Source organism: Saccharicrinis sp. 156 (assembly GCF_050589685.1).
GTDB lineage: Bacteria > Bacteroidota > Bacteroidia > Bacteroidales > Marinilabiliaceae > Saccharicrinis.
On sequence record NZ_JBNGOS010000020.1, the window covers coordinates 24,667 to 48,363 of the forward strand.

Annotated in this window: 17 protein-coding genes and 2 tRNA genes; 8 read left to right on the forward strand and 11 right to left on the reverse strand. The window is 38.6% G+C overall.

What is annotated here, in order from left to right; translation table 11 throughout:
* Window positions 1-10: 10 nt before the first annotated feature.
* The 7 genes from ACRD64_RS13610 to ACRD64_RS13640 form a co-directional block, all read right to left on the reverse strand.
* Window positions 11-1,489 carry a TolC family protein gene (locus tag ACRD64_RS13610; protein WP_430933945.1) on the reverse strand — a complete coding sequence of 493 codons (1,479 nt, stop codon included), beginning with the start codon at window positions 1,487-1,489 and terminating at the stop codon, window positions 11-13.
* A 45-nt stretch (window positions 1,490-1,534) separates the two neighbouring features.
* A complete protein-coding gene (locus ACRD64_RS13615; RefSeq protein WP_430933946.1) occupies window positions 1,535-4,903 on the reverse strand; it encodes a hypothetical protein in 3,369 nt (1,122 codons plus the stop codon).
* Window positions 4,904-4,969: 66 nt separating this feature from the next.
* The gene (locus ACRD64_RS13620; RefSeq protein WP_430933947.1) at window positions 4,970-5,869 is read right to left on the reverse strand and encodes an ABC transporter ATP-binding protein; all 900 of its coding nucleotides are present in this window, start codon (window positions 5,867-5,869) and stop codon (window positions 4,970-4,972) included.
* Window positions 5,870-6,047: 178 nt separating this feature from the next.
* The gene (locus ACRD64_RS13625; RefSeq protein WP_430933948.1) at window positions 6,048-6,620 is read right to left on the reverse strand and encodes a Spy/CpxP family protein refolding chaperone; all 573 of its coding nucleotides are present in this window, start codon (window positions 6,618-6,620) and stop codon (window positions 6,048-6,050) included.
* 178 nt (window positions 6,621-6,798) lie between these two features.
* On the reverse strand, window positions 6,799-7,335 hold the full coding sequence (locus ACRD64_RS13630) for a Spy/CpxP family protein refolding chaperone (RefSeq protein ID WP_430933949.1): 537 nt from the start codon (window positions 7,333-7,335) through the stop codon (window positions 6,799-6,801).
* A 9-nt stretch (window positions 7,336-7,344) separates the two neighbouring features.
* Window positions 7,345-7,683 (reverse strand): hypothetical protein, encoded by a 339-nt coding sequence (locus ACRD64_RS13635; protein ID WP_430933950.1) that lies wholly within the window; start codon window positions 7,681-7,683, stop codon window positions 7,345-7,347.
* 53 nt (window positions 7,684-7,736) lie between these two features.
* Window positions 7,737-8,315 carry an RNA polymerase sigma factor gene (locus ACRD64_RS13640; RefSeq protein ID WP_430933951.1) on the reverse strand — a complete coding sequence of 193 codons (579 nt, stop codon included), beginning with the start codon at window positions 8,313-8,315 and terminating at the stop codon, window positions 7,737-7,739.
* A 291-nt stretch (window positions 8,316-8,606) separates the two neighbouring features.
* Here ACRD64_RS13640 and ACRD64_RS13645 point away from each other — a divergent pair, with 291 nt between their 5' ends.
* A complete protein-coding gene (locus ACRD64_RS13645) occupies window positions 8,607-10,826 on the forward strand; it encodes a sensor histidine kinase (protein WP_430933952.1) in 2,220 nt (739 codons plus the stop codon).
* 3 nt (window positions 10,827-10,829) lie between these two features.
* Here ACRD64_RS13645 and ACRD64_RS13650 read toward each other — a convergent pair whose 3' ends face one another.
* Complete coding sequence (locus ACRD64_RS13650) at window positions 10,830-11,828, reverse strand: DUF2027 domain-containing protein (RefSeq protein ID WP_430933953.1); 999 nt, start codon at window positions 11,826-11,828, stop codon at window positions 10,830-10,832.
* 428 nt (window positions 11,829-12,256) lie between these two features.
* Here ACRD64_RS13650 and ACRD64_RS13655 point away from each other — a divergent pair, with 428 nt between their 5' ends.
* The 3 genes from ACRD64_RS13655 (at window position 12,257) to ACRD64_RS13665 (ending at window position 15,728) form a co-directional block, all read left to right on the forward strand.
* The gene (locus ACRD64_RS13655; protein ID WP_430933954.1) at window positions 12,257-13,462 is read left to right on the forward strand and encodes an S-adenosylmethionine:tRNA ribosyltransferase-isomerase; all 1,206 of its coding nucleotides are present in this window, start codon (window positions 12,257-12,259) and stop codon (window positions 13,460-13,462) included.
* Window positions 13,463-13,664: 202 nt separating this feature from the next.
* On the forward strand, window positions 13,665-15,200 hold the full coding sequence (locus ACRD64_RS13660; RefSeq protein ID WP_430933955.1) for an AbgT family transporter: 1,536 nt from the start codon (window positions 13,665-13,667) through the stop codon (window positions 15,198-15,200).
* Between the two features lie 66 nt (window positions 15,201-15,266).
* On the forward strand, window positions 15,267-15,728 hold the full coding sequence (locus tag ACRD64_RS13665; protein WP_430933956.1) for a YciI family protein: 462 nt from the start codon (window positions 15,267-15,269) through the stop codon (window positions 15,726-15,728).
* Window positions 15,729-16,082: 354 nt separating this feature from the next.
* On the opposite strand, the gene ACRD64_RS13670 is transcribed toward ACRD64_RS13665, so the two are convergent.
* Window positions 16,083-18,578 (reverse strand): AsmA family protein, encoded by a 2,496-nt coding sequence (locus ACRD64_RS13670; protein WP_430933957.1) that lies wholly within the window; start codon window positions 18,576-18,578, stop codon window positions 16,083-16,085.
* Window positions 18,579-19,046: 468 nt separating this feature from the next.
* On the opposite strand from ACRD64_RS13670, the gene ACRD64_RS13675 reads away from it, so the two are divergent.
* Window positions 19,047-19,685 carry a carbonic anhydrase gene (locus ACRD64_RS13675; RefSeq protein ID WP_430933958.1) on the forward strand — a complete coding sequence of 213 codons (639 nt, stop codon included), beginning with the start codon at window positions 19,047-19,049 and terminating at the stop codon, window positions 19,683-19,685.
* Between the two features lie 128 nt (window positions 19,686-19,813).
* Here the strand turns inward: ACRD64_RS13675 and ACRD64_RS13680 are convergent, their stop codons facing one another.
* Together ACRD64_RS13680 and ACRD64_RS13685 are read right to left on the reverse strand one after the other, a co-directional pair.
* Window positions 19,814-20,764: a phosphoribosylaminoimidazolesuccinocarboxamide synthase gene (locus tag ACRD64_RS13680; protein ID WP_430933959.1), complete on the reverse strand. Its 951-nt coding sequence runs from the start codon at window positions 20,762-20,764 to the stop codon at window positions 19,814-19,816.
* A 21-nt stretch (window positions 20,765-20,785) separates the two neighbouring features.
* Entirely contained in the window at window positions 20,786-21,667 is an 882-nt protein-coding gene (locus ACRD64_RS13685; protein ID WP_430933960.1) for a hypothetical protein, read from the reverse strand.
* A 193-nt stretch (window positions 21,668-21,860) separates the two neighbouring features.
* On the opposite strand from ACRD64_RS13685, the gene ACRD64_RS13690 reads away from it, so the two are divergent.
* The 3 genes from ACRD64_RS13690 (at window position 21,861) to ACRD64_RS13700 (ending at window position 23,524) form a co-directional block, all read left to right on the forward strand.
* Window positions 21,861-21,936: transfer RNA gene (locus tag ACRD64_RS13690), tRNA-Trp, on the forward strand.
* Window positions 21,937-21,945: 9 nt separating this feature from the next.
* Window positions 21,946-22,032, forward strand: a tRNA-Ser gene (locus ACRD64_RS13695).
* A 271-nt stretch (window positions 22,033-22,303) separates the two neighbouring features.
* Window positions 22,304-23,524 carry a site-specific integrase gene (locus ACRD64_RS13700; protein WP_430933962.1) on the forward strand — a complete coding sequence of 407 codons (1,221 nt, stop codon included), beginning with the start codon at window positions 22,304-22,306 and terminating at the stop codon, window positions 23,522-23,524.
* The last annotated feature ends 173 nt before the right edge of the window (window positions 23,525-23,697 follow it).

Consider the following 23,697-nt stretch of genomic DNA (forward strand, 5'->3'; position numbering starts at 1 on the left):
AGTCATTGAATTATTTCTTTTTAAATTGTGGAGCAAGTGGGGTATTGTTTTCAAAGTCGTACATACTCTGAATTTTCATATTCAGTAACTCAAGCTTATAATCGATGATGGAATTGGTTAGCTCGTTCTTGGCACTTGTTAACTGGTTTTGTACTAAATTTAAATCCATACTGGTTAAATCACCGTTTTTATATTTTTCAAGGTTGATTTCGTATGTCAGCTCTGCATTAGCGAGGTTTTTGCGTGCGATATCAATCTGACGCAAATTATTTTCTAAACTCCTAAATACCTGGCGTATGTTAAGTTTAATATCAATTTCTTCGTCTCTCAAATCATTTTGATTTATTTCGAGCGATGCCCGGGCAGCCTTCATTCGGGCTTTTTTCTCTCCCCAATCCCATAATGGTATGGTTAACCCAATGGAAACATTTTGACTGTTGGTGGGATCATTAAAAACGTTTTGCAATTCCTCATTTTCTCCAAACAGGCCTAATTTCAAGGTTAAGTCCCCTTTAAATTCGTTCAGTGCATTTGTGCGAATCAAGTCAAACTGGCCGTTTTCTATGGCTATTTGTCTTTGCCTTAATTCCATCCTGTTGTTCAATCCTTGTTCTATTGCTTTATTTAGGTCAACATCTACCGGTAAAATTGAGACGTCAGCCAATAGCATGATCTCTTCTTCCAGCGGGATACCCAACAATTGTTTAAAGTTATCCTTGTTGTTTTCAAAGTTTACCTCATAATTTTTCATGGTAGATTCACTGGTCATTAAATCCAACTCCGCCTGGTATAACTCTTCTTTTGCCGTTAATCCGCCGTCCACTTTATTTTTTATGATCTCGTAACTTTCTTTACGGTTTTCGTATTCTTCACGTGAAGTGTTCAAGGACATTTGCGCTACATAAACCGTATAAAAAGATTGGGTTACCAAGTTTTCTACCGTTAATTCTTCCAAGGCAAAACTCAACGCTGTATTCTCGTAGCTCAATTCCAGTTCCTGCAGCTCAACTTTCGTTCTGTTGTAGGTAAACAAGGGTTGTTCCAGGGTTAAATCTACACTGTTACTAAATCCCTTTAAGCCACCACCGGAAGCCGCTCCACTTGTACTTGAGTTATCAAAATATTGTAATGTATTGTTTAACGAAAGAACGCCATCTGTCCAGAGTATAGGTTGTGAAATATTAAAATTTCCCAAACTACTATAACTTTCTATAGTATACCATTCCGACAGCTGGTTACTGAAGCGTCGTTCATGGGAATAATCCAACGGATTTATATTTAAACTAAAGTTGGATTTTAACGCTGCTCTTTGCGCTTTCAGGTTTTCTTCGCTCCGGGTTAGGGACAACCTTGATGATTGAATGCGCGGACTCGTTATCATGGCTTGTTCTATCGCTTGTTGCAAAGAAAGTATTCGTTGGGAGAATACACCGGAGGCACAGAGTAACCCCAGCATCACAAGCGTAATTTTAATTTTATTGAAACTCATATATTTATGGTTATTTTTCAAATAATACAATCTAATTTATTTCTCTTACAGCTTCACCCATTTAACGGCATCGGCAATCACCACCCTTTTGGTTGTTTTGTCAGAGAGCTCTACAACGGCGTCCCCTTCCGAAAAATAATATTCTCCAAGAAAGGCCCAATCGGCGTCGTCCTGGTCAACAGGCACTTCTACCATGTCTTGGCCATCATCATGATATACGGTAAATGTATAAACTGCATCCTTCGGGTCTCGTCCGCGAAAGTTGCCCAGTCGTTGGGATGGGATCATCGCGTACAGGTTATATCTTCCTGTCTCTCCTAGTTTGGCTTTGAATTGGGCCACGGCGTTACCATCCCCAGCCTTTTTATAGGACACTGATTTAGTATATTCTCCAAAGGCCAAAGAATTTAACACGGGGGTCCATCTGGCCGGCGGTCGGAAAAAAGATAATGTTTTATATTCCGATCCGTTCTCCTCATTTTCTTCGTCCTGACTGGTCAATATCATCTCCTTTAAGGTTTTTCTACCGGATGTGTTCACCACGGAGAATCCCTCATTTTCGTTGTCTACGATTATCTCGTTGGGTTGAGTTAGTTTTATCTCCTTTTTTAACGGCGTTTTACCAACAAGAGCACTAAACCCGGCAGGTGCCTCTTCAAAATCGGCCATCGGGAAACGTACATCCGAAGGAACATTTTTTGAAAGGTATGTGTGAATAGACATCATACGCGGTGCATTATCCAACACGATACCGATTTGCACATTTTGACCTTTCTCAATCAGGTAAATTTCTTCAAAACTGGATGTCATTCCTCCTCGTCCTCCGCCGGGGCCACCGCCGCCGCGGTTACCGCCGCCGCCGCGACTACCTCCACCATCTCGTCCACTTCTACCTCCAAATAAGGAAGCTTTAACAATACCGTCGGTTTCACCTTGGTTTGCAACCTCTATACTTACATAATATCTTTTCCTGTTTCCGTCCTTAAATTCATAAATCTGGCTTTCGCCAAATAAAAAGGAAGGTAACGCGATACTGGTTTCCGCATCAATCGTGTTTTTTCCATGCTTATCGCCTGTAATCAGCTCATTTAGTATTCCCTGGTCGATCACCTTCATTTTATTTGCACCCAGAAGGCTATCGATGTAGGTGCTGAAGTTATCCACCCCCACTCTCGATTGGGCTATGGCAAACTGATTGTTTCCAACCGTTACAATAATATCGGCTATGCTAATTTCCAGGTCATCCTTATCCACCAGCTCCTTTAAACTTCCTTTATTCTTATTTAAAAACAAAATAGACTTGTCGGTAGAGCTCATCCTGCCAAAACGGCCACTGGAGCTGTGCACACGATTTAGCATGTAGGACTCCAGACACATATTTAAAAAGGGCAAGTCGTTCTCGTTTAATGCATATACATAGTTATAATACAGCGGAAAAACAGAATAGGCACTCCAACTATCCAGGGTTCGACCCACATTATTTTCGTTCCTGAAAAACCTTCGGCTCTGAACAGGCTGAGCAAAAGTATTACCAATCAGGTTCATGAAAACATTGGTCTCCAATTCCTTATCCAATAATTCAAGATTATCTCTTTTTGCTCTTCGCTCCTCGTTCTGGAACCTGCTGGCCAGGTTAAAATCATTAATTCCTGCTCCTACCTCGGGCACAAAAATCATTTCGGGATGGGTATTGTCGTTACTGATGGACCAACCTCTAAAATGTGCATAAAAATGCAATGGTACCTCTACAACTGACAATCTGTTATAAGGGTACCTTACGCCAAGTTTTCTTTCGTAGTCTTCTTTAATTTCGGTAATTAAGAATGGTAAAGTATCGCTTAGATTTTCGAAATACTTCTCAAAGAAAAAACCATCTTCACGAACCGAGACCGCGTAATTAACACTATCTACATCAATGGATTTAGTTATGTAATGCCCCGCAGCCAAACTAATTTTAGTATACGGCTTATCCCCTTTAAAATAAGTCCATCCGTCATTGTTTGTTTTGATTCCTTGCGAAATAAAATTTAGCCCGTTGGATGACTTCACCTTCATGTTATAAGTGAAGAATTTTTGTATTCTTAGCGCATTGCGTTCTGCCACAACCGGGTACCAATAACTCTCTTTAGTAAGTAATACATAATTGGAAGTAGAAAAACAGCTTTTTTTATCGGCTACCAATGGATCATAGCGATGCAAAGCATCTCGTTCCTCCCGGCTAATATCGAAATAGGCCAGTTTATCGTTAGGTGTTCCTTTAAATGATATACGAACAGGAAGCGATTCGGCAGATTTTAAATTATTGTTGATGTACAAAAGGTTTAATTCCTGAGTAAAACTCACCCGGCTCCCATTTAACAGAATCTCTTTCACCTTAAGTCCATTGTTGAAAAAGAATATTAACTGAGCGGGGAAATTTTCATTTTTTGAGGAAACCACATTGAAGCTAACACTACCAGTTAGATGATTCCCTTTATGCTCCATCACAATATCGTAGTCGGATATCTCATACCCTGCATTTATAGGGAGTTCTTTTTCGAGTTGGGCTTGACGTTGTATTTGTTTTTCATTATTAATTTTACCCCATAAGTAATAACTTATTCCGGAAAGAGCCATAAACATAATCAGCACAGCGGGAAGCACCATGACCTTACTGCCCAATTTTGTTTGTGATAACCGAGGTAATTTATATATGGTCAATAAAATAAAAGCGATACCAATTAAGAAATATCCGCCTCTAATTAAAAGTAATTGGGTTACATTGGTAAAACCTACATACGATGAATATGCCAGGGGGGTATTAAAAGTGATAAAATCCCATACGCCAAAATGTTTTCCTTTTAAATAAAAAATTGTGGTGGCGATATATCCCAGCACCAATATAAATGTAACGGACTGGTTCCTGACCAATTGCATTATAAAAAACGACAGTCCCAGAATAAATACCAAGGTTGGAAATGAAATGATCAGGGGATACAACACATAGGTTAGCAAACTAAAACCGGCATCGGGGCTTATGAAATTCATAACGAAGGTGATGGCCAATGCGACCAGATTAAGTCCGCCGAATACGGTCAGGATACCCAAAGTTTTACCTATAACATACTGAAAATTGGACATATTACGCACATAGATAACCTCTGTGGTATCCAGCTTTTTATCCCTACTTAAAAAATCGGCGGAAAGAAATACGGCAATAATAGCTTGTACGATATTTAATACCCACAGATTCATATAGGGCAAACCACCTACCATCATCCTATCGGGCCAATTAGCCCTACCTATTTCTGTAGCAGCACCAATATTAAAGACTAATAATACGCCAATAGCAATAAGCGAGAATATTCTGAAAAACCAGCTGCGCAATAATGTTTTAACTTCGAATCGGGCTACTGTAAATAAAGGGTTATACATTGATAATTACTTTTCCTCGGTTTATGATATTAGATTTTAATTTTAGGTCGGATTAAACTTATCTTTTTAAATATGTAAGATACTCTCCGGACTTGTCTCATATTCCATAAAATAAACATAAGCATGTTCCAGGTTCGGTTCAATGGACAGCCCGTTAAACCCGTTCGAATTTGGAGCAATTAATTCCACCTCATACCCGTTGGCATCGGGAATAGTTGTGATTACCGGATATTTTTGTTTAAATTCTTCCATGAGGTCAAACCCCACATGTGTTCGCCAAACCTTTCCTCTCGACATTTCCAAAAACTCATTTGGGCTACCCGTAAAACCAATTTTCCCTTCGTTGAGCAATGCCATCTGAGTACAAGTACTGGAAATATCTCCAACAATATGTGTAGATAAGACTATAATAACATCTTTCTGGCTTAAGTCGGCCAGTATATTCCTAAAACGGATGCGTTCTTCCGGGTCGAGTCCGGTGGTTGGTTCATCCACAATAACAATCTTGGGATCTCCGACAATGGCTTGTGCGATACCCAATCGCCGTTTCATACCCCCGGAAAGTTTATTGGCAAATCGGTTTCTGACCTCAAACAAACCTACCTGTTCCAGTAATTTCTCTACTTCGTCCCTTCTTTCTTTTCTGTTGTTGATACCTGCCAGGGAAGCGGCATAGTCTAAAAACTCGTAGGTTTTTAACTTGGCAAAAAAACGGAAATCCTGAGGTAAGTAGCCAATCATAGCCCGCACCTCTTTCCTGTATTTACTCAATGGTTTACCATTTACCATGATCTCGCCACTGGATGGCTTGAGTAAAGTAACCAGTATTTTCATTAAGGTAGACTTACCTGCTCCGTTAGGGCCCAACAAACCAAACATTCCCGAATCAATGTTTAGGTTAACATCAGTTAGTGCCTGATAATTATTTTTGTATACCTTGTTCAGGTTTTGAATAGAAATATCCAATGTGAAGAAGTTTAAGAATTAGAAGATTGCCACCAAATATATATAAAATGAAAGGATATAGTAGCACTTTGGTTTTAAATTACTTTTATGAATATGTCAATTTGCCACACATTCACTAAATCGCTGCCGGAGTGCATCTGAAACAGAGCACTCCGGCAGGAATAAAACCAAACCACTGTTATTCTTGAATGTCGATTTCTACATCAAATTCGGCATCTGCACCGCCCAATCTCTGACCTGGACGGCCTTGCCCTTTCATTCTCTTTTGAAAATCACCTTGACGCCCCTGACGTCCTTGACGCATTGCTTTACCAGGTCCGCCTCTGCGCCCTTTTGCGGCATGTGCGTCAAAAATAACCTTTTGCTCATCGGTTAACAAACTGCGTACTTTTTGTTTATTGGCAAAAAGTTTTTTGGCCACTTCTGTTTTGAGCTTACCTATCTCATCCAACAGCCTGTTGACCGCTTTGGTATCTACGTTATCGCCCGTTGAAGCAGCTTTTAGCTCAGCCATTTTAATACCTATCTCATTTTTTACAGGCGTCATATCCTTCATAAAGCTAATTTTTAAAGCTTTTATTTCTTCCTTTTGGGCATCGGTTAAATTCAATCCGTTTTTAGGGCCAAATTCACCATGTCCTGCTTTACCTCTGCGACCATCCTGATCACCGTAACCCCATGCGCTGCCAATTATTAATACGCCCATTAATGCAAACGCTGTCATCAACTTTACTCTTTTATTCGTTTTCATTGCTTTAAAATTTAATTTTTTTTTTTTGTTTTTCGTAGTCTAATCTGGTTATCAGGCTTAAACATTACTTTTCCATTTTCATAAATGTTCCATTATGAATTAAACGAATACTTATGCCATTGGATTAAATCAGAAACCAAACTAAGTTCCTACAAGACTATTACCTGATATTTCACTATTATTCCCGACGCTCAGAGCTCTCACTACGTTTATTTTTGCCACGGGATTTTCCCGGTTCTTTAAATACATGCGAATGTTCCATGATTCTTATTATGAGCTTATCAAATATTTGTTTTTGCTCATCGTTACATATGCTGCGCATATTAACAAAGTGTTGCATGGTAAGCTGTTCCATCTCCAATTTATAAGATGCCATTTCCTTAAACAGAATTTCTCTGGATGCTGTATCGCCTGATTCGCTAATGGTATTGACCAAACGCTTACGTATCGCGTTCATACTATCTTTAACTAGTTCCACATCCTTAAAATATGACTTTTTTAATTGTTCGAAGTCCTTTTGTTGCGCTGGAGTGAGTTTCAATCTTTCAGCAAAAAAACTCATTCCTCCATCGCCACTTCTTCGGCTGCGGCCTTTTTCGATTTGCTCCTTATTATTTAGGTCGCGATGCCTTGGCGATTCCCACCAAATCCTCCACGAAAAAATATTGAGAACAACCAGGACAGCAATGATTATAATGTAATGTTTCTTCTCCATCTAAAGTAATTAATTGTCAGTTATGATATCATCGGTTAAAATGAAATCACTGTTCCAGGCAACATAATCGTTAACAGCTAACTCCATATTGTTATTGTTCGAAGTTTCTGCAATTGAAGATCGATTGTACATGTAATAATTAACCATGTTTACAATAACCAATAAAACTAAAACCGGCCGTAATACCAACGATAACCTTGAAAACCAGACTTGTTTATCTTCCAACTGCTCAACTTTACCTATCACATTGGTGGTAAAAAAAGGAGACGTATTTACGTTTTCCCTTTTTACTCCGCTTTGCAATATTCGGTCAATCTCATGATCTATTTTTTTATCCAGCTTCTTCATGTTCTTGCTCCTTTCTTTGTTAGACGACAACTTAGTTTTATCCCCTCACTTTTTTACAAATATTCTTTAATTTGTTTTTCGAGTACCGATTTCAGTTTTTTGCGACCTCGCATAACCAATGATTCCACACTCTTTACCGAAGTATTCATTATTTCGCTCACGGTTTGTTGATCCATTCCTTCAATCTGGGTCAATACGAAAGCTTCTTTTTGTCTGGCGGGCAACTTTGCAAGTCCGCTATACAACAATTCCTTTCTTTGATTTTGAATCATATCTTCGTCCGGATGCTCCATATCTCCTGCAGACCAATCATTATTTTTAAAATCCTCGATATATGATGTTAATCCTGCTCCCCTCTTTATTCTTTTTTGTTTACGAATATGATCCAGCGATTTATTGGAGGCAATCCGAAACACCCATGTTGATAAAGAAGAATCGCCTTTGAATTTTTTCAGCGATTTAAATACCTCCACAAATACTTCTTGTGATATGTCTTCGGCATCCGTTAAATTATTGGCATAGGAATAGCAGATATTAATAACCCGATCTTTAAATACGTTCACCAACGCTTCAAAGCTCCGGATATCACCCGCTAATATTTGACTTACAAGTTCTTGTTCTTGTTGCACCATATGGTTCCAATGCTATTTAGGAGTTTAGACGACTTATCTGAAAATACCCCTCACCAAAATTAAAATAAAATCGACCATAAACTATAATTTGAAAAAGCCAACTTTCAGCTTTTTTTCTATCTTTATTAAATCAATGGATCTTTAATTTTTTTTAACATAAGGCTTTGGACTGATTATATGTTACTTAATACCGATACAATGTCAAAATCGTCCATCTTATTGCAATCATCTTGTTTTAACATTAACAACTATTGATACCTAAAACAACAACATATTTTATAGTTAAGTCACATGAAATTGTCCCTGTCAATCATTGCATTACTCCTGTTATTTGTGGAGGCACGAGGAAAAGAAATCAAGGAAATTCTTTTACTCCAATCCTATCACACAGGTTATCAATGGACGGATGACATAACAAGAGGAGTAATGGACGGTATTGGGCCTAAGGATGAAACCCGTGTTTTTGTAGAATACATGGATTATAAACGTTTCCAGAACAAAGCTACCTTTTATGAACTTGAAAACCTGTATAAGTTTAAGTATTCGGAATTAGATATAGATGGTATAATATGTGCCGATAATTACGCATTTGAGTTTTTTCTGGAAAAGGGAGATAGTATCTGGAATAAAAACATCCCTGTAACTGTTTGTGGAGTAAATAATATCGAATTATTCGAATACGATGCCGAAAGAATTAAAGGCGTCAAGGAAGATATAGACGTTCGAAATACCTTAAACACTATTTTTCTTCTTCAACCCAATATTGATTCACTTATAATAATTTCCGACCAAACCCTCTCCGGTAAAATATTTCTGAACCAGTTTTTAGACAGGCTGAAGAGGTATAACCAAAGAATCCCTTATCAGATTTTAGATGGAAGTAGTTACGAAGAGATTAGAGACACTCTTAAAAAAATCGTTCCGGACCATAAGGCCATCATACTTTTAAGTTTATATTCCAACAAATATCAAGTTCCCGTTGAGATGAAAGATGTTGGAAAAGAATTATTGGAGGATATCAATATACCTATATACAGCTTTTGGAATTTTCTTCTGGGAGATTTTATCGTTGGAGGAAGCCTGATCTCTGGATATGATCAAGGTTATGAAGTCGCCAGTATATTAAAAGAGAAAATAGAAAACCCGGACAAGCATTTTGAAGATCTGATAAACACAAAACACAATCTGACGTTTGATTTTAACCTGATAAAAAAATACCATCTTAAATACACCAATTTACCGTCTCGGGCTATTTTCCTGAATAAGCATATCCCATTTTACGTAAGGTTTAAAAAGCAGTTGTTATATTTTCTAAGCACCTTGATCGTCTTGATTGGTATCATTTTTTTGCTGATGACCAATATCATCAGAAGAAAAAATGTAGAATTAAAATTAATGGAGAGTGAAGAAAGGTTAGAACTGGCTTTAAATGGTGCCAATGAAGGACTCTGGGATATTCAACTGAGATCAAAAAACATTGTATATAACAATAATTTTGCTACCCTTTTAGGTTATCCTTCCGCCAGTGAATTAAAAATTGGTATTACCAACTGGCGCCAACTATTTCGACCGGATGATATACCGCAAATAAAGGAGGCCTTGTTGCTTCATCTACATGGTGCCATACCTATTTTCAAGCTGGAAATACAGATGTATACCCAAAGCGGGACATTAAGGTATTTCTCTATCAATGGCAAGATTACCGAGCGCGACCTAAATGATAAGCCTGTGCGAATCACGGGAATCATCATGGACATATCGGCCCAAAAAGAATTTGAAACCCGGCTAAAAATAGCAAAAGACAAAGCGGAGGAAAGTGACCGCTTAAAATCTTCGTTCCTGGCCAATATGAGCCACGAGATACGAACACCGATGAACGCCATACTCGGCTTCTCTGATATTTTGATGTGTCAGGATTTGAATGCCGAAGAAAAAACAAGTTACCTTGCCCAAATAAAAAACAGTGGCGAAAACCTATTGCATATTATCAACGACATTGTTGATATTTCTAAGATTGAATCGGGGCAGTTGATGATCCGAAAAGAGAAATTCGATCTCAACCATTTGTTAAATAACATACAGTTTGCAGGTAACGCCTTAATCAAAGCCAGAAACAAACCTATATCGTTGATCATTGACAAAAATATCAAAGAAACACCCCACTATATATACTCTGATCCTTATAGGCTAGAGCAGATAATTTTAAATCTTGTTTCTAACGCGGTAAAATTCACGCACGATGGAGGAATAGTGCTGAAATATGTAAATGGGGAAAACAACATGCTCACCATTAGCGTGTCTGATACCGGAGAAGGAATTACGCCTGAAGATCAGTTAATAATCTTTGAACGCTTCAGACAAGCGGAAAAATCTTCAAAGAAACTCCTTTCGGGAACCGGCCTGGGATTATCCATTACAAAAAGTTTGGTTCACCTTTTGGGCGGAGAAATTTCTGTAGAATCAAAACCCAACCACGGATCTGTCTTTACCTTTACCATTCCTTCAGCGTAGACTCTATATCTTAACCATGGTTGCACCAAAGCCATATTGTTCAAAGGAGGCGTCTTGATAGCTATGCCATGAATATTTCTTATTTAGGCTTTTGATGATTTCGGACTTAAGAACCCCATTGCCCTTGCCATGAATAAATACTATTTTTCGATTTGACCGATTTTTATTCTCATTCATAATTTCGTGGAACTTACCCAACTGATACTCCAGTATTTCCTTGTTTGACATACCTCTGGTATCATCTAACAGTTCGTGTATGTGTAAATCGATCTCCAGAATTTCATTATCGTCCCTTCGCACCGCTTTCCTAACCCTTGGTTTCTGTTCCTTTTGGGCCACCGCTTTTTTTATTTCCTGGGTCGATAATTCTTCCAGTTTTCTTTCGAAGGTATCTTTCAGCAGATATATTAAAAAGGCTTTATCCTCTAAATAGGCATTATTAGAATAACTATTTTCTTTTAAAAGTTTGGAACCGGAAAATTTAAACCTCTTCTCCAACGGTTTAATGGGCGTATATTCTTTACTTTTCCTGAATAAAACCAACTGGCATTCATACTCCACGCCATCTACAAAATTAATGGCCAGATTATCGAGTGCTAACTTGGTATTAGGCTCTATGGTGCCATGATACGCATTAATGATGTTAGCATTGTTGCAACGCCCTATACTATAAAAGGCAAAAAAGTTAGAGTCGTTTATTAAGTAAAGTCTGATATTACCGGGTAAATCCTTATCGCTGGTGCAAGCCAGCAAAAGCTTCGGTTCACCCTCCTCGTCGCTCTCCTCAAACTCATAACCATCCGGCTCCATTTCGCCAACGGCATTGCCCGGGGTATTCACCTTGCTATGCTTTTCCACTATAACGACTTCGGTTCTTAACGCCGGGACTTCAAATCCGTCGTCATCCAGCACGTATACCATTTCGTCCCCCTCCGTCCGACTTACAACTCCTCCACCAACTTCATTCAAAAACCTTACCTTATCTCCAACCGAAATTTTCATGTGTTTATTTTTAGTTCGATGAATCTATCGCGAATAAATGCATCATACTTTAATACATCCGTTGCTTATTCGATTCACATGATCATGTACTTAAATCCCTACAGTAAAAATACGTTATTAACGCATTAACATTGCCTTGTTTAATTACGCAAAATACGATAATTTGTTACCTATTGTATCACCTATTTTCATAATCACAAAGGCAGCAAATATAAGTTTATTATCACAAACTCAACCAAGAATAAACGCTCCTTAAGAAACATCAATCTTAATTAGAATCATTCTAAGCCAACACTGCATAACCACAGGCAAACATAGCATCCTTAGCTAACACTCCTTTTCCGATAAATTAACGTTGCTTTATACAATTTGCTTGGTTACCTAACGGCTAAATGATTATTTTTGCATGCGAAATTAATTACAGAACGATGAATATACAGGAGATAAGAATTGAAGATTACACGTATGATTTGCCGGATGACAGAATTGCAAAATACCCGTTGGAAAACCGATCGGATTCCAAACTTCTTGTCTTTAACAAAACAATAACCGAACATAAATTTAACAACATACCATCTTTACTACCTCAAAATAGTCTACTGTTGTTCAACAACACCAAAGTAATCCAGGCACGGTTAAAATTTCAAAAAGAAACCGGAGCCATCATCGAAGTTTTTTGTCTGGAACCCGTTGAACCGTCTGATATAGCCATGATTTTTCAGGTAAAAGGAAGGGCAACATGGAAATGTATCGTTGGCAATTCAAAGAAATGGAAAGAAGGAAGCCTTTCAAAAACCATAGTCATAAATGGCCAAGTGGTGCACTTAACCATAACGCGAAAAGAAGTTTTAGAAGATGCCCAGCACATAGAGTTTAGTTGGGATCAGGAAGATATCAGTTTTGGTGATTTGTTGGACGCCATTGGAAATACTCCGATCCCACCATATTTGAATCGCAAATCTGAAGAAATAGATACTTTGCGTTATCAAACCGTATATTCGAATCATAAAGGATCGGTTGCTGCACCAACGGCAGGACTTCATTTTACAGATGAAATACTGAACAAAATAAAAGAGAACAATATTAAAACGGCGCCGGTTACACTTCATGTTGGTGCCGGAACATTCAAACCTGTCAAGTCTGCATCTATCGGTGACCACGAAATGCATATAGAACACTTTTTTGTGGATATGGCAACGCTGGATCTCATTTTAAAGTACGAAGGGAATATAACAAGTACGGGAACCACTACCGTTCGCACGCTGGAAAGTCTGTATTGGATTGGTGTAAAATTATTACAGAACACAAACGAACTATTTATAAACCAATGGGATGCATACAGCCTGCCTCAGCATTACTCGCTACAGGAGGCCATAGGCAGGCTCAAACAATATTTAATGGATGAGAATAGAACCATCCTTGAAAGTTATACGGGTATTTTAATCGCCCCGGGTTACGATTTTAAAGTCGTGGACAGGTTAATTACCAACTTCCACCAGCCGAATAGTACATTACTTTTACTTGTTTCCGCTTTTACAAAAGGCGATAATTGGAAAAAAATATATGAATATGCGCTCAACCACAATTTTAGATTTTTAAGTTATGGGGATAGTTCATTATTGTTTAGGGGCTGATGGGCATATAAAGGATCCGCATTACAACACATCATTCATATTTTTCTTGACATATCAATCGAAGTTAACGGTAAAACAAGTCGTTTTATAACAAAATAACTAACGGTAGTTTTACGATGAGTTCAATAAGTGACCTTGCACATTAAACCAAAAGTCAAGTTATTTCTTATCTTTAGTGATATTCGAATAATATATTTGGTTTATGGGAAACTCTTCAACAAAACGGGGCATATTTGACAAAATGCTTAATTGGACCGAAAAGGCCGGCAATGCACTGCCCCATCCGGCAACTCTTTTTGCCTTATTTGCCTTATCAGCCTTAATCCTTTCCGCCATCGGGAGCTTTTTACAATGGGAAGTCATTCATCCCGGAACCCAGGAAACCATTACACCGGTTAATCTTCTTTCGAAGGATGGCCTACACCGCATTATTCTGGATATGGTTGACAATTATACCGGTTTTGCGCCTTTGGGAATTGTGCTTGTGGCGATGTTGGGCATTGGCATTGCGGAACAGAGCGGACTCATCAGCGCCATCATCCGGTTATTGGTGTTAAATTCCAGGCAACATCTACTCACTTTTATTCTTGTTTTTACGGGCATCCTCTCCAACCTCGCCTCCGATGTTGGCTATGTATTGTTGATTCCTTTGGCGGGAGTCATTTTTATGGCCGTTGGCCGGCATCCAATTGCCGGTATGGCAGCTGCTTTTGCCGGGGTTTCGGGTGGTTTTAGCGCCAACCTGGTACTGGGCACCGTTGATCCCTTGTTGGCCGGTCTTTCGCAGGAAGCAGCCCACATCCTGGATGCTAATTATCAGGTAAACCCAACAGCCAATTATTATTTTATGGTTGCCTCCACTTTTGTGATCGCTTTTGCCGGAACAATTGTTACCGAAAAAATAGTGGAACCCAGGTTGGGCAGTTATACTAAAAACGAGGATGACCTGAAAGAAAAATTTGATCACCTTTCGAAATTGGAAAAGAAAGGATTAATGTACGCCGGGATATTGTTTCTGACGATTCTAATGGTCACCCTTGTGGGAATCATACCGCAAAACGGATTTTTCAGGGGAACAGAGGGAGGCCTCCTTAACTCTCCTTTGATTAAAGGTGTTGTGTCTATGTTATTTATAGTGGCAGGATTAATGGGTTTGATATACGGTTTTACCACCAAAGCTTTCCGCAATGATGCGGACGTCATGAACGGGATGGGCAAATCAATGAAAACGCTGGCCTCGTATCTGGTTCTGGTCTTTTTTGCCGCTCAATTTGTCGCTTATTTCAAATGGAGCAACCTGGGCATTATCCTTGCTGTTAAAGGGGCCGGTCTTCTGATGTCGTCCGATATTGGTCTTATACCCTTGATGATACTGTTTATTCTGCTTTCCGCAGCCATTAATATGCTGATGGGTAGTGCCTCTGCCAAATGGGCCATCCTTGCCCCTATCTTTATACCCATGTTTATGATTATGGGCTACTCACCTGAACTCTCTCAGGTAGTGTATCGAATTGGTGATAGCGTAACCAATGTAATTTCCCCCATGATGAGTTTTTATGCCCTTATTATTGCTTTTGTTCAGAAATATGACCCCAAAGCCGGCATAGGAACCATTATTGCTACCATGCTTCCTTATACCATGATTTTTTTGGTGGTGTGGATTTTGCTTTTGGTTGTCTGGCTATTAACAGGATTACCTCTTGGACCTGGTGCGGAGATATATTATAATCTGCCATAAGTATTTTGTGCCGGATTCTTGCTAACCGTTTGAGTATTAAAACGTACGTATATAAAACCTAAAAATATGAAGACTATACTATTTGTTCTTTTTATACTATTCATGCATCATGTGTCCGCGGCTGCACAAAAAACAAACCCATGTTACGATGCCGAACTGGCCAAAAAATTTGGTGCTGACGATTACGGCATGAAAAGCTATATACTGGTGATGCTAAAAACAGGCGGCCATAAAACTACGGATAAGGCTTTCATAGACAGCTGTTTTACAGGTCATCTGCAAAACATAAAGCGGCTTGTTAAAGAAGGAAAAATGATAGTGGCAGGCCCTTTGTCAAAAAACGATAAGTCCTACAGAGGCATATTTATTTTAGATGTTCCTACCACAGAGGAAGCTGAAATCTTGCTCAAAACAGATCCTGCCATTAAAGAAGAACTTCTGGACGCAGAATTATATGGCTGGTACGGTTCTGCGGCCTTACCGGATTACCTGGAAGCTTCAGACAAAGTTTGGAAAGTAGGTTTCTGATACAGCGAAGGCATTCCCGGTAGCTTCAAATCCTATTTCTATTTGTTTAGCAGTAACTCCCAAAGTTAAAAGCATACCCCTATCCCTCCGCCTGAGATGGTGTTCTCCCCCAAGTCTCAGGACCTGGGGAAGAATGTATTCCCGTGAAATAGTATTTCAACCTGCAATATGCATTAGATAATCTATTACACATTGAAATTACTTTTATACAAGACACTTCGTTGCATCACTTCAACTCACCAGAACGGTGCTCCCGAAAGTAATCGGGACAAGTGATGCCTCGTTTCAGTAAAGCCTTGTTTTATTGCACTTTCAATGTTCACGACGAAGCTCTAATGCATAATCCGGGTTCAATTATTTTTTCTTCTTTTTACCGAAAAGGCCTTCGATGGCGTTTTTTACGTTATCATCTTTCAGGATATCCTTCACCACTTTTTCGGCTTCCTTTTCCAACTCCTTACCCACTTGCTTTTTAGCTTCGGCAAGATCGAGACTGAGTTTTGGATCTTTGGCGGTACCTTTAACAATAACGTCCACCATCACATCATCACCCGAGGTAGAAAAACCACCCCCCAGAAAACTCATAGCACCTGCTATGTCCTTGCGAGAAACGGGTGTTTTAACCACATAATTTAAAGATTGGTCAAACCCCTGCTCCCCACTTACCTCTATCCTACTTCCAAATACCTTTGCCGTAAAAGGTTCAACAATTATTTTACCATCTTTCATGATAAAGTTGATATCTAAATCCTCGGCTTTCATTTTACGGTATTTTTCCTTTTTAAGCAAGTCAGCCATGTTATTCAGCACTTTGGAATTGCTTACCTCAATAGCTTTCGATTTCAGGTTTCCACCTCCGGTAATGGAGGCAATTACCGGCATCATCTCTTTGTCTAGCAAGCTATTGTATTTAAAGTCGGCCGAAAATTGCCCTTTGGAGCTCTTGGCAATAGGCATTAATGAGTCGATGATACTAAACGAATTGGCTGTTTTGGTTATATCGATATTCCCTGCATCAAAAATAAAATCGACAAAAGGTTTCTTCACATCTTGCGTGTTGTACTCCCCGGCCATCTTCATCTCGCCATCCAGCAGCTTCATGGACATTCCGTTTAATACAACTCTCCCATCTTTAACCGTTATCTTACCTTTCGTATTATTGATCGTTAACTTATCGTATACTATCTTTCCAAAAGATGATGTGAACACAAAATCTATATTTTTGGGCACTTCAAAAAGCTCGAGGGCAGTAGTGTCTTCCGCTGCATTAGCTTGTTCCTCTTCAAAACCTTCCAAAAATTCGTTTACATCTAATAGATGAGACGAATGCATTAAGGAGCCTTTGATCGTTTCATCTTTAAATAGGTATGGCAAATAGTTCTCTATTTTACCACTCAAGTCAAAATCCGATCTCCCAACGTTACAAACAAACTTATTCAAGGCTATACTTTTCGGGCTAAACGTCATCAAGGCCTCACTAATAGTAACTTTGGGTAAACCGGTGCTTGTATACTCAAAGTCGTCCAGTTTCATTTTACCATTCACCTGAACCGATTCATAATCTTCTTTTTCGATCATCTCCATATTACCGTCCAAAGTCACATCGGCATCCACAACACCTTTAATGTCGAAGCTATCCATTGGAATGGCATCTTTCAATGATCCCAAATCGATTACACCGACCATACCTCCTTTAAACCGGGCATTGCTAACGGGTGTTTTCAGTAACAAGGAAGCATCAAAGGGGTTTTGACCCAATTCGAAATGGAACTTCTCAATATTGGTTACCGTATTATCCGGTGATCCTCCGGGATTATTGACCACAACATTAATATTGATGTCGTTGATAGATTTTGGCAGATCGGGATATTTGATTTGACCATTATTGACTTTCAATGTAGCGTCAAAGGCCGGCAGGTTATCTGTATCTTTATAAATACCTTTTGTTGTTGCTTCCAGTGTGAGGGTCCCTTGAGTCTGGACACCTTCCAAATCGGTTAAAAATTCTTTGGGAACCAAGGCCAACAGGGATTTAAATGTAGTTTCTTTGGCCCCCAACTTCAGATCCAGATGATAGCCTTCGTCCAGCATTCCCACATGACCGTCAAATCCAAGATTAAGATCGTTCACCATCAAATCATTTTCCTCAAAGGTAAATACCATATTGGTCATATCAGCCAAAATACCCGCAACCAGACTTACCTTTACCTGGTTAAGATATTTGGTTTTTTCCATGCTCACGTTTACGGCCTCAATGGAACTTTCCAACATAAGGTTGGTCGTGGCAGCCGACATATCACCCGAAAGATTTAAATGAAGGTTGTGGATGGCTGCTTCCAGGTCCATCGTTTCGTCCACATAAGTGATGATGGCATCTTTTACTTCAAAACTTTTTAACCTGATGGTAAAATCACTACTTTCCGCGTCCGCAGTTTCTACTTCTTCTATTTCTCCGGTAGCCTTATAAATATCCCAATTTACCGTGGAATCGGCCAATACTTTGGCATGAATCATCGGTTTGTCCAAAAGAATATGTTCTACCGACAAACTTCCACCCATGGCGCTCATCAAATCCGCCGACAACGCAAATTCATTTAGGTACAGCAGGGTATCATCCTCAAATTTATCGACCCCAACAACACTTAACCCGGACATCCCCACCGAGATATTCGGAAAATCTTTTATCAGTGAGAGGGAAAACTTTCCCCAATCTACCTTCGCAACAACTTGATTATTCACCTCTTCCTTAACTAACCGTTCAATTTTACCCTTAAAAAACAGGGGGGTAACCATTAATAATATAAGGATAAAGAGGACTATTCCACCTGTGATTTTTAAAAACTTCTTCATATATACTGAGTTGTTTATTATTCTATTTTTAATAACGGTTGTACTTATTAAAATTGCATAACCAAAGTTAAACAATAATACTTATCATCTATAATTGAAATTTGTTTTAAACTATAATTAATAAAACCGGCATGGCCGGGCCTTTAAAAATTTAACACCGGCAGTTTTCTGCCATTCCGCGGAGCAGGTTATGCTGGTCCATTCCCGTAAAATCAGGCCGGGCTCAAATATTGTACGTCGACACGAATTTTTAAACATATAAAACTTGCCTAACGCTCAAGCAAAAATCAGACAAAATATGAATATTTCAAAGTAAAGTTCAAAAATCAGTATTCAGACTAAACATTTGTTTGACTGATTGCTTAATTAAAATGCATACTTTTATATTCGTGATCGCATTAATAAAACGGACCGTTAAGCCCGGGTTATGTATCAGAGGTAGGTAATGGGCATTTAAAATACCATAATATGCAAATAGATAAGAATCACGTAGAAAAACGCGAAAAATCGTATGATGATATTTTAGTGGCCAACAAAGCTTGGGCTAAATCAATGACCGATAAGGACAAAGATTATTTTAAACGTCTGGCTTTAGGTCAGTCCCCGGATTATCTATGGATTGGTTGTTCAGATAGCAGGGTACCTGCCGCCGGGGTTTCCCAAACAGATCCCGGGGAACTCTTTGTTCACAGAAACATCGCCAACCAGATTATCACCAACGACTCGAACCTTATGAGTGTTATTAAATACGCCGTTGACTATCTGAAAGTAAAACATATTGTTGTTTGCGGCCATTATGGTTGCGGTGGTGTAATCGCAGCCATGGAAAAAAACAACGATGAATATCTGGGTGACTGGCTCTCGAGCATTAAAGATGCGTACAAAAAAAATAAAGCCGAGATAGAAGCGATTGATAACGAAAAAGGAAGAATCAACCGTATGTGTGAAATAAACGTGGAGCGGCAAATTGAAAAACTAGCTTCCACATCTATCGTTCAGCATGCCTGGGACAAAGGACAAGAGCTTCAATTACACGGCTGGATATTTGAAATTGAAACCGGCCTGATTAATCCACTTACCGATATATTGTCCAACCCAAACCAATGACATAATTTGACTGTTTCGCAGTTTTAACAAGCAAATCCATTCGTTAAATTCGCGTAATGAATGGATAAAAAAAAAGGATGCTCCGAAGTTAATCAGAACATCCTTTTATATTGTAGATACCGGGATTATTACAAACCAGCCAGGTAATCGTTTACGTTCTTTCCGATGCGAGCGATCACGTTGCTGACATCTTCCTTAACGAATTTATCTCCTGTAATACTTTCGTATAATTCAATATAACGCGCGCTGACCTGGTTCACAAACTCTTCTGTCATTTCCGGCACCTTTTGTCCTTCTTTGCCTTGAAATCCATTCTCCATTAACCATTCGCGCACAAATTCTTTTGATAACTGTTTTTGATTTTCACCTTTATCAAAACGTTCCTGGTATCCATCTGCATAGAAGTAACGGGAAGAATCAGGCGTATGAATCTCATCGATTAAGTAGATTTTTCCGTCTTTTTTACCAAACTCATATTTTGTATCAACAAGTATGAGTCCTTTTTCTTTAGCCATTTCTGAACCACGCTTGAATAATTCCAATGAAATACGTTCCAGCTCCACGTAGTCTTCTTCTGAAACCAAACCTTGTTGAATGATTTCCTCACGCGAGATATTCTCGTCATGTTCCCCTTGCTCAGCCTTTGTTGTTGGCGTTAGCAAGGGTTCAGGAAAAGCCTGGTGTTCTTTTAAACCTTCTACCAATGGCACACCGCAAATATCACGGCCGCCTTCCTTGTATAAACGCCATGAACTTCCGGTTAAATAACCACGTACAATCATCTCTACCGGAAATGGTTCGCAATAATGACCTACCGTAACCGTTGGATCAGGAGTAGCCACCTTCCAGTTAGGAACAATATCAGAAGTCGCATCTAAAAACTTTTCAGCAATCTGGTTCAAAACCTGCCCCTTATAAGGAATACCTTTGGGCAACACAACATCAAAAGCTGAAATCCTGTCCGAAACCACCATCACCAAATACTGATCGTCGATGTTATACACGTCGCGAACTTTACCTACATAATGTCCCTTTTGCTTTGGGAAATTGAAATCGTTTTGAACAATTGCTTTACTCATTTCTCAAAAAATTATAATTTATTATTGTAAAAGTTTTTCCATGGCAGCAGCCTCCGGCTTCATCTCCAATCGCAAATAAATATTTTTCAAATATTTGACATATTTTTTTTCCGATGGATATTGTTTCCTTAAATCCTCAAAAAGCCCTTTGGAAACCCTGTAGTTAGCCGAAACCTTTTTCAAATCACGTTTCAGATAAACGTAGGCCGTATAGGTTTTGTTTTGGTTATACTTGGCCATTTCGCTTTGGTACCCTTCCTCGGCCATAGTATAATAGTACACTGCTTTCCATTCTTTGGCTTGATTATACGAAGGATTCTCGTTAACCAATTTACTACAGAAATCCAGTGCTTCTTTCTTGTTGCCAGCCTCCTCTAGCGCTGACAGATAAGCCATACTTTGCTCTTCGTTGGTGTTTTTTAACTTTGGGAATGTACTTAAAATAGCATTATTGTCCTTCTCATTTAAAGCAATGTCAAATTGCGCTTTGGTAAGATAGTCTCCCTCACCATTCTCATTTAAAAAACCGGAATATTTGCTTAAAACCGAACTTAACATCCTGTTGTCGCCCAGCCCTTTTATACTCCCTATATAGCCTTTTACACCTTTCAGGGTAACGCTATCGTTCAGTGCCTGCGAAAAATAGCCAGCGGCACCATCAAAGTTTTTTAGCCTTGAAGCACAATCGGCAGCCTTAAGATATATATCGTGGGGGACCTTTATGTTGGCCATGTTATAGTTGCTAATTAGTGCAGATAGCTGGTTGTACGCTTGAGAATAGTTTTGACTATCATAGGTAGCCATGGCAGCTACTTTAGAAGCATCTAATTTTTTTACAGGACTACAACTATTTAATACCCCTAACATTACACTTGCAACAATAAAACCCTTAAATAATCTCATAAAAATATGTTTAAAATTTTAATAGCGTATTTTTATATAGTTCTAGTACTTTCTATTGCCGCAAAGATAAAAAAAAGCCTATTGGAAACCAGTCTATTTAAGATTTAGGCGTGTTTTTTTTCGGCATAGCGTATGTAATTGTAAAATTAAATTCTATTTTTGTCAGCGCAAAATCAAAGCCACATACGCACACACGGGATTAGCTCAGCTGGTAGAGCACTGGTCTCCAAAACCAGGTGTCAGGAGTTCGAGTCTCTTATTCCGTGCCAACAAAACTTGGAGAGGTGACAGAGTGGCCGATTGTGCACGCCTGGAAAGCGTGTGTACCCGTGAGGGTACCGGGGGTTCGAATCCCCCCCTCTCCGCTGATTAAGATGTCAATAAAAGACACAAAAAAGACAAGTCCTACAATATCAGATTATTGTAGGACTTTTTTTGTGCTTTTTTGTTTTGTATGCCTTCTTTAAAATACCATTAAACGACATAGTTTTGTCGCTAAATCGTTACCTGTTTTTAAAATGTATAAATAGGTCACAACTTGTCTTAAATTGGCTTTACCATGTCCGACATTGTCTAGCCTACAATTATTTCATTTTGAGATTGATAAATATATTTACAATTTAAAAAATGAAGTTTATGAGAAGTACATTTAAAGTTCTTTTTTACCTTAAAAAGAATGCGCAAAAGAAAGATGGAACAGCACCTATTATTGCTAGAATCACGGTTAATGGAAAAATGGCACAATTCAGCACAAAACTCTTCATCAAACCATCTGCTTGGAGTGTTGAATTAGGTAAAGCAAAAGGAAGAAACACCGAATCCAAAGTTATAAATAGTGTTTTGGAAGAAATTAAGACCGCCATTCACAAAGCATATAATGAGCTTGTCCCAAAAGAAATAATAGTAACAGCCGAAAAAGTTAAAAATACCTTCTTAGGAATTGGACAAGAACAATACTTATTAATGGAACTGTTCGAAGAATGTAACAACACTCTCAAAAAGCAGGTTGGTATAACCAGGGCAAAGGCCACCTACCAAAAGGCAGAAATTTGCAAACAACATTTATCAGATTACATTAAAGCCGAATACAGACTATCAGATATTGATTTAAGGGAAATTAATCACTCCTTTATTGTTGGATTTGAAACCTACCTTAATACACAACGTCAGTGCAACTATAATACAACCGCCAAGTTTATTCAGAAATTTAAGAGCATTGTCATAACTGCTCAAAAAAACGGCTTGCTACATAACGACCCATTCGCCAATTACAAAATATCTTTAAAGGATGTTGACCGTGGTTATTTAACCGATGACGAGCTAATGCGCATAATACAGAAAGAGTTCAACACAGAGCGTTTGGAGCGTATTCGTGACATCTTTGTTTTCTCTTGTTACACAGGATTAGCCTATATCGACATTAAAAACTTAAGAAAGGAAAATATTAGCAAAGCTTTTGACAACAATCCCTGGATTAAAACTAAACGACAAAAAACGGGAACACAAACCGTTGTGCCATTATTAGATGTTGCCCAAATGATTCTGGATAAATATAAAGGGCTGCCTAATGGCGTATTATTACCAATACCTACCAATCAGAAAACCAATGCTTATTTAAAGGAAATTGCTGATGTATGCGGCATTAATAAAAACCTGACTTTTCACTTGGCTCGACACACTTTTGCTACAACTATTACTCTTTCAAACGGAGTACCAATTGAAACCGTAAGCAAGATGCTCGGTCATACTAATATCAAAACAACACAGATATATGCTCGTATTACAAACGAAAAAATCAGTTCGGATATGCAATTATTATCACAAAAATTAAACATGTCTGAAATTAACTGGGCTTGATTCTTCCTTCATTATTCAGATTATTCCCAAACCACCTAGAACTCTACTACACATATCAATAAATTTTTAAAAGGTTGCCTTAATGCATTAGGCAACCTTTTTATTATTATACAATTGATTAACTTCATAAGCAGAAGATTTGCATTACATTTAACACAGCCGTTAACCAATCG

What these genes read in the sequence shown, in the direction of transcription:
- ACRD64_RS13635 (WP_430933950.1), bottom strand. Translation starts at nt 7,683, where the DNA reads ATGAAGAAGCTGGATAAAAAAATAGATCATGAGATTGACCGAATATTG.
- ACRD64_RS13685 (WP_430933960.1), bottom strand. Translation starts at nt 21,667, where the DNA reads ATGAGATTATTTAAGGGTTTTATTGTTGCAAGTGTAATGTTAGGGGTA.
- ACRD64_RS13615 (WP_430933946.1), bottom strand. Translation starts at nt 4,903, where the DNA reads ATGTATAACCCTTTATTTACAGTAGCCCGATTCGAAGTTAAAACATTA.
- ACRD64_RS13665 (WP_430933956.1), top strand. Translation starts at nt 15,267, where the DNA reads ATGAAGACTATACTATTTGTTCTTTTTATACTATTCATGCATCATGTG.
- ACRD64_RS13670 (WP_430933957.1), bottom strand. Translation starts at nt 18,578, where the DNA reads ATGAAGAAGTTTTTAAAAATCACAGGTGGAATAGTCCTCTTTATCCTT.
- ACRD64_RS13680 (WP_430933959.1), bottom strand. Translation starts at nt 20,764, where the DNA reads ATGAGTAAAGCAATTGTTCAAAACGATTTCAATTTCCCAAAGCAAAAG.
- ACRD64_RS13660 (WP_430933955.1), top strand. Translation starts at nt 13,665, where the DNA reads ATGGGAAACTCTTCAACAAAACGGGGCATATTTGACAAAATGCTTAAT.
- ACRD64_RS13700 (WP_430933962.1), top strand. Translation starts at nt 22,304, where the DNA reads ATGAGAAGTACATTTAAAGTTCTTTTTTACCTTAAAAAGAATGCGCAA.
- ACRD64_RS13645 (WP_430933952.1), top strand. Translation starts at nt 8,607, where the DNA reads ATGAAATTGTCCCTGTCAATCATTGCATTACTCCTGTTATTTGTGGAG.
- ACRD64_RS13630 (WP_430933949.1), bottom strand. Translation starts at nt 7,335, where the DNA reads ATGGAGAAGAAACATTACATTATAATCATTGCTGTCCTGGTTGTTCTC.
- ACRD64_RS13650 (WP_430933953.1), bottom strand. Translation starts at nt 11,828, where the DNA reads ATGAAAATTTCGGTTGGAGATAAGGTAAGGTTTTTGAATGAAGTTGGT.
- ACRD64_RS13655 (WP_430933954.1), top strand. Translation starts at nt 12,257, where the DNA reads ATGAATATACAGGAGATAAGAATTGAAGATTACACGTATGATTTGCCG.
- ACRD64_RS13675 (WP_430933958.1), top strand. Translation starts at nt 19,047, where the DNA reads ATGCAAATAGATAAGAATCACGTAGAAAAACGCGAAAAATCGTATGAT.
- ACRD64_RS13625 (WP_430933948.1), bottom strand. Translation starts at nt 6,620, where the DNA reads ATGAAAACGAATAAAAGAGTAAAGTTGATGACAGCGTTTGCATTAATG.
- ACRD64_RS13640 (WP_430933951.1), bottom strand. Translation starts at nt 8,315, where the DNA reads ATGGTGCAACAAGAACAAGAACTTGTAAGTCAAATATTAGCGGGTGAT.
- ACRD64_RS13610 (WP_430933945.1), bottom strand. Translation starts at nt 1,489, where the DNA reads ATGAGTTTCAATAAAATTAAAATTACGCTTGTGATGCTGGGGTTACTC.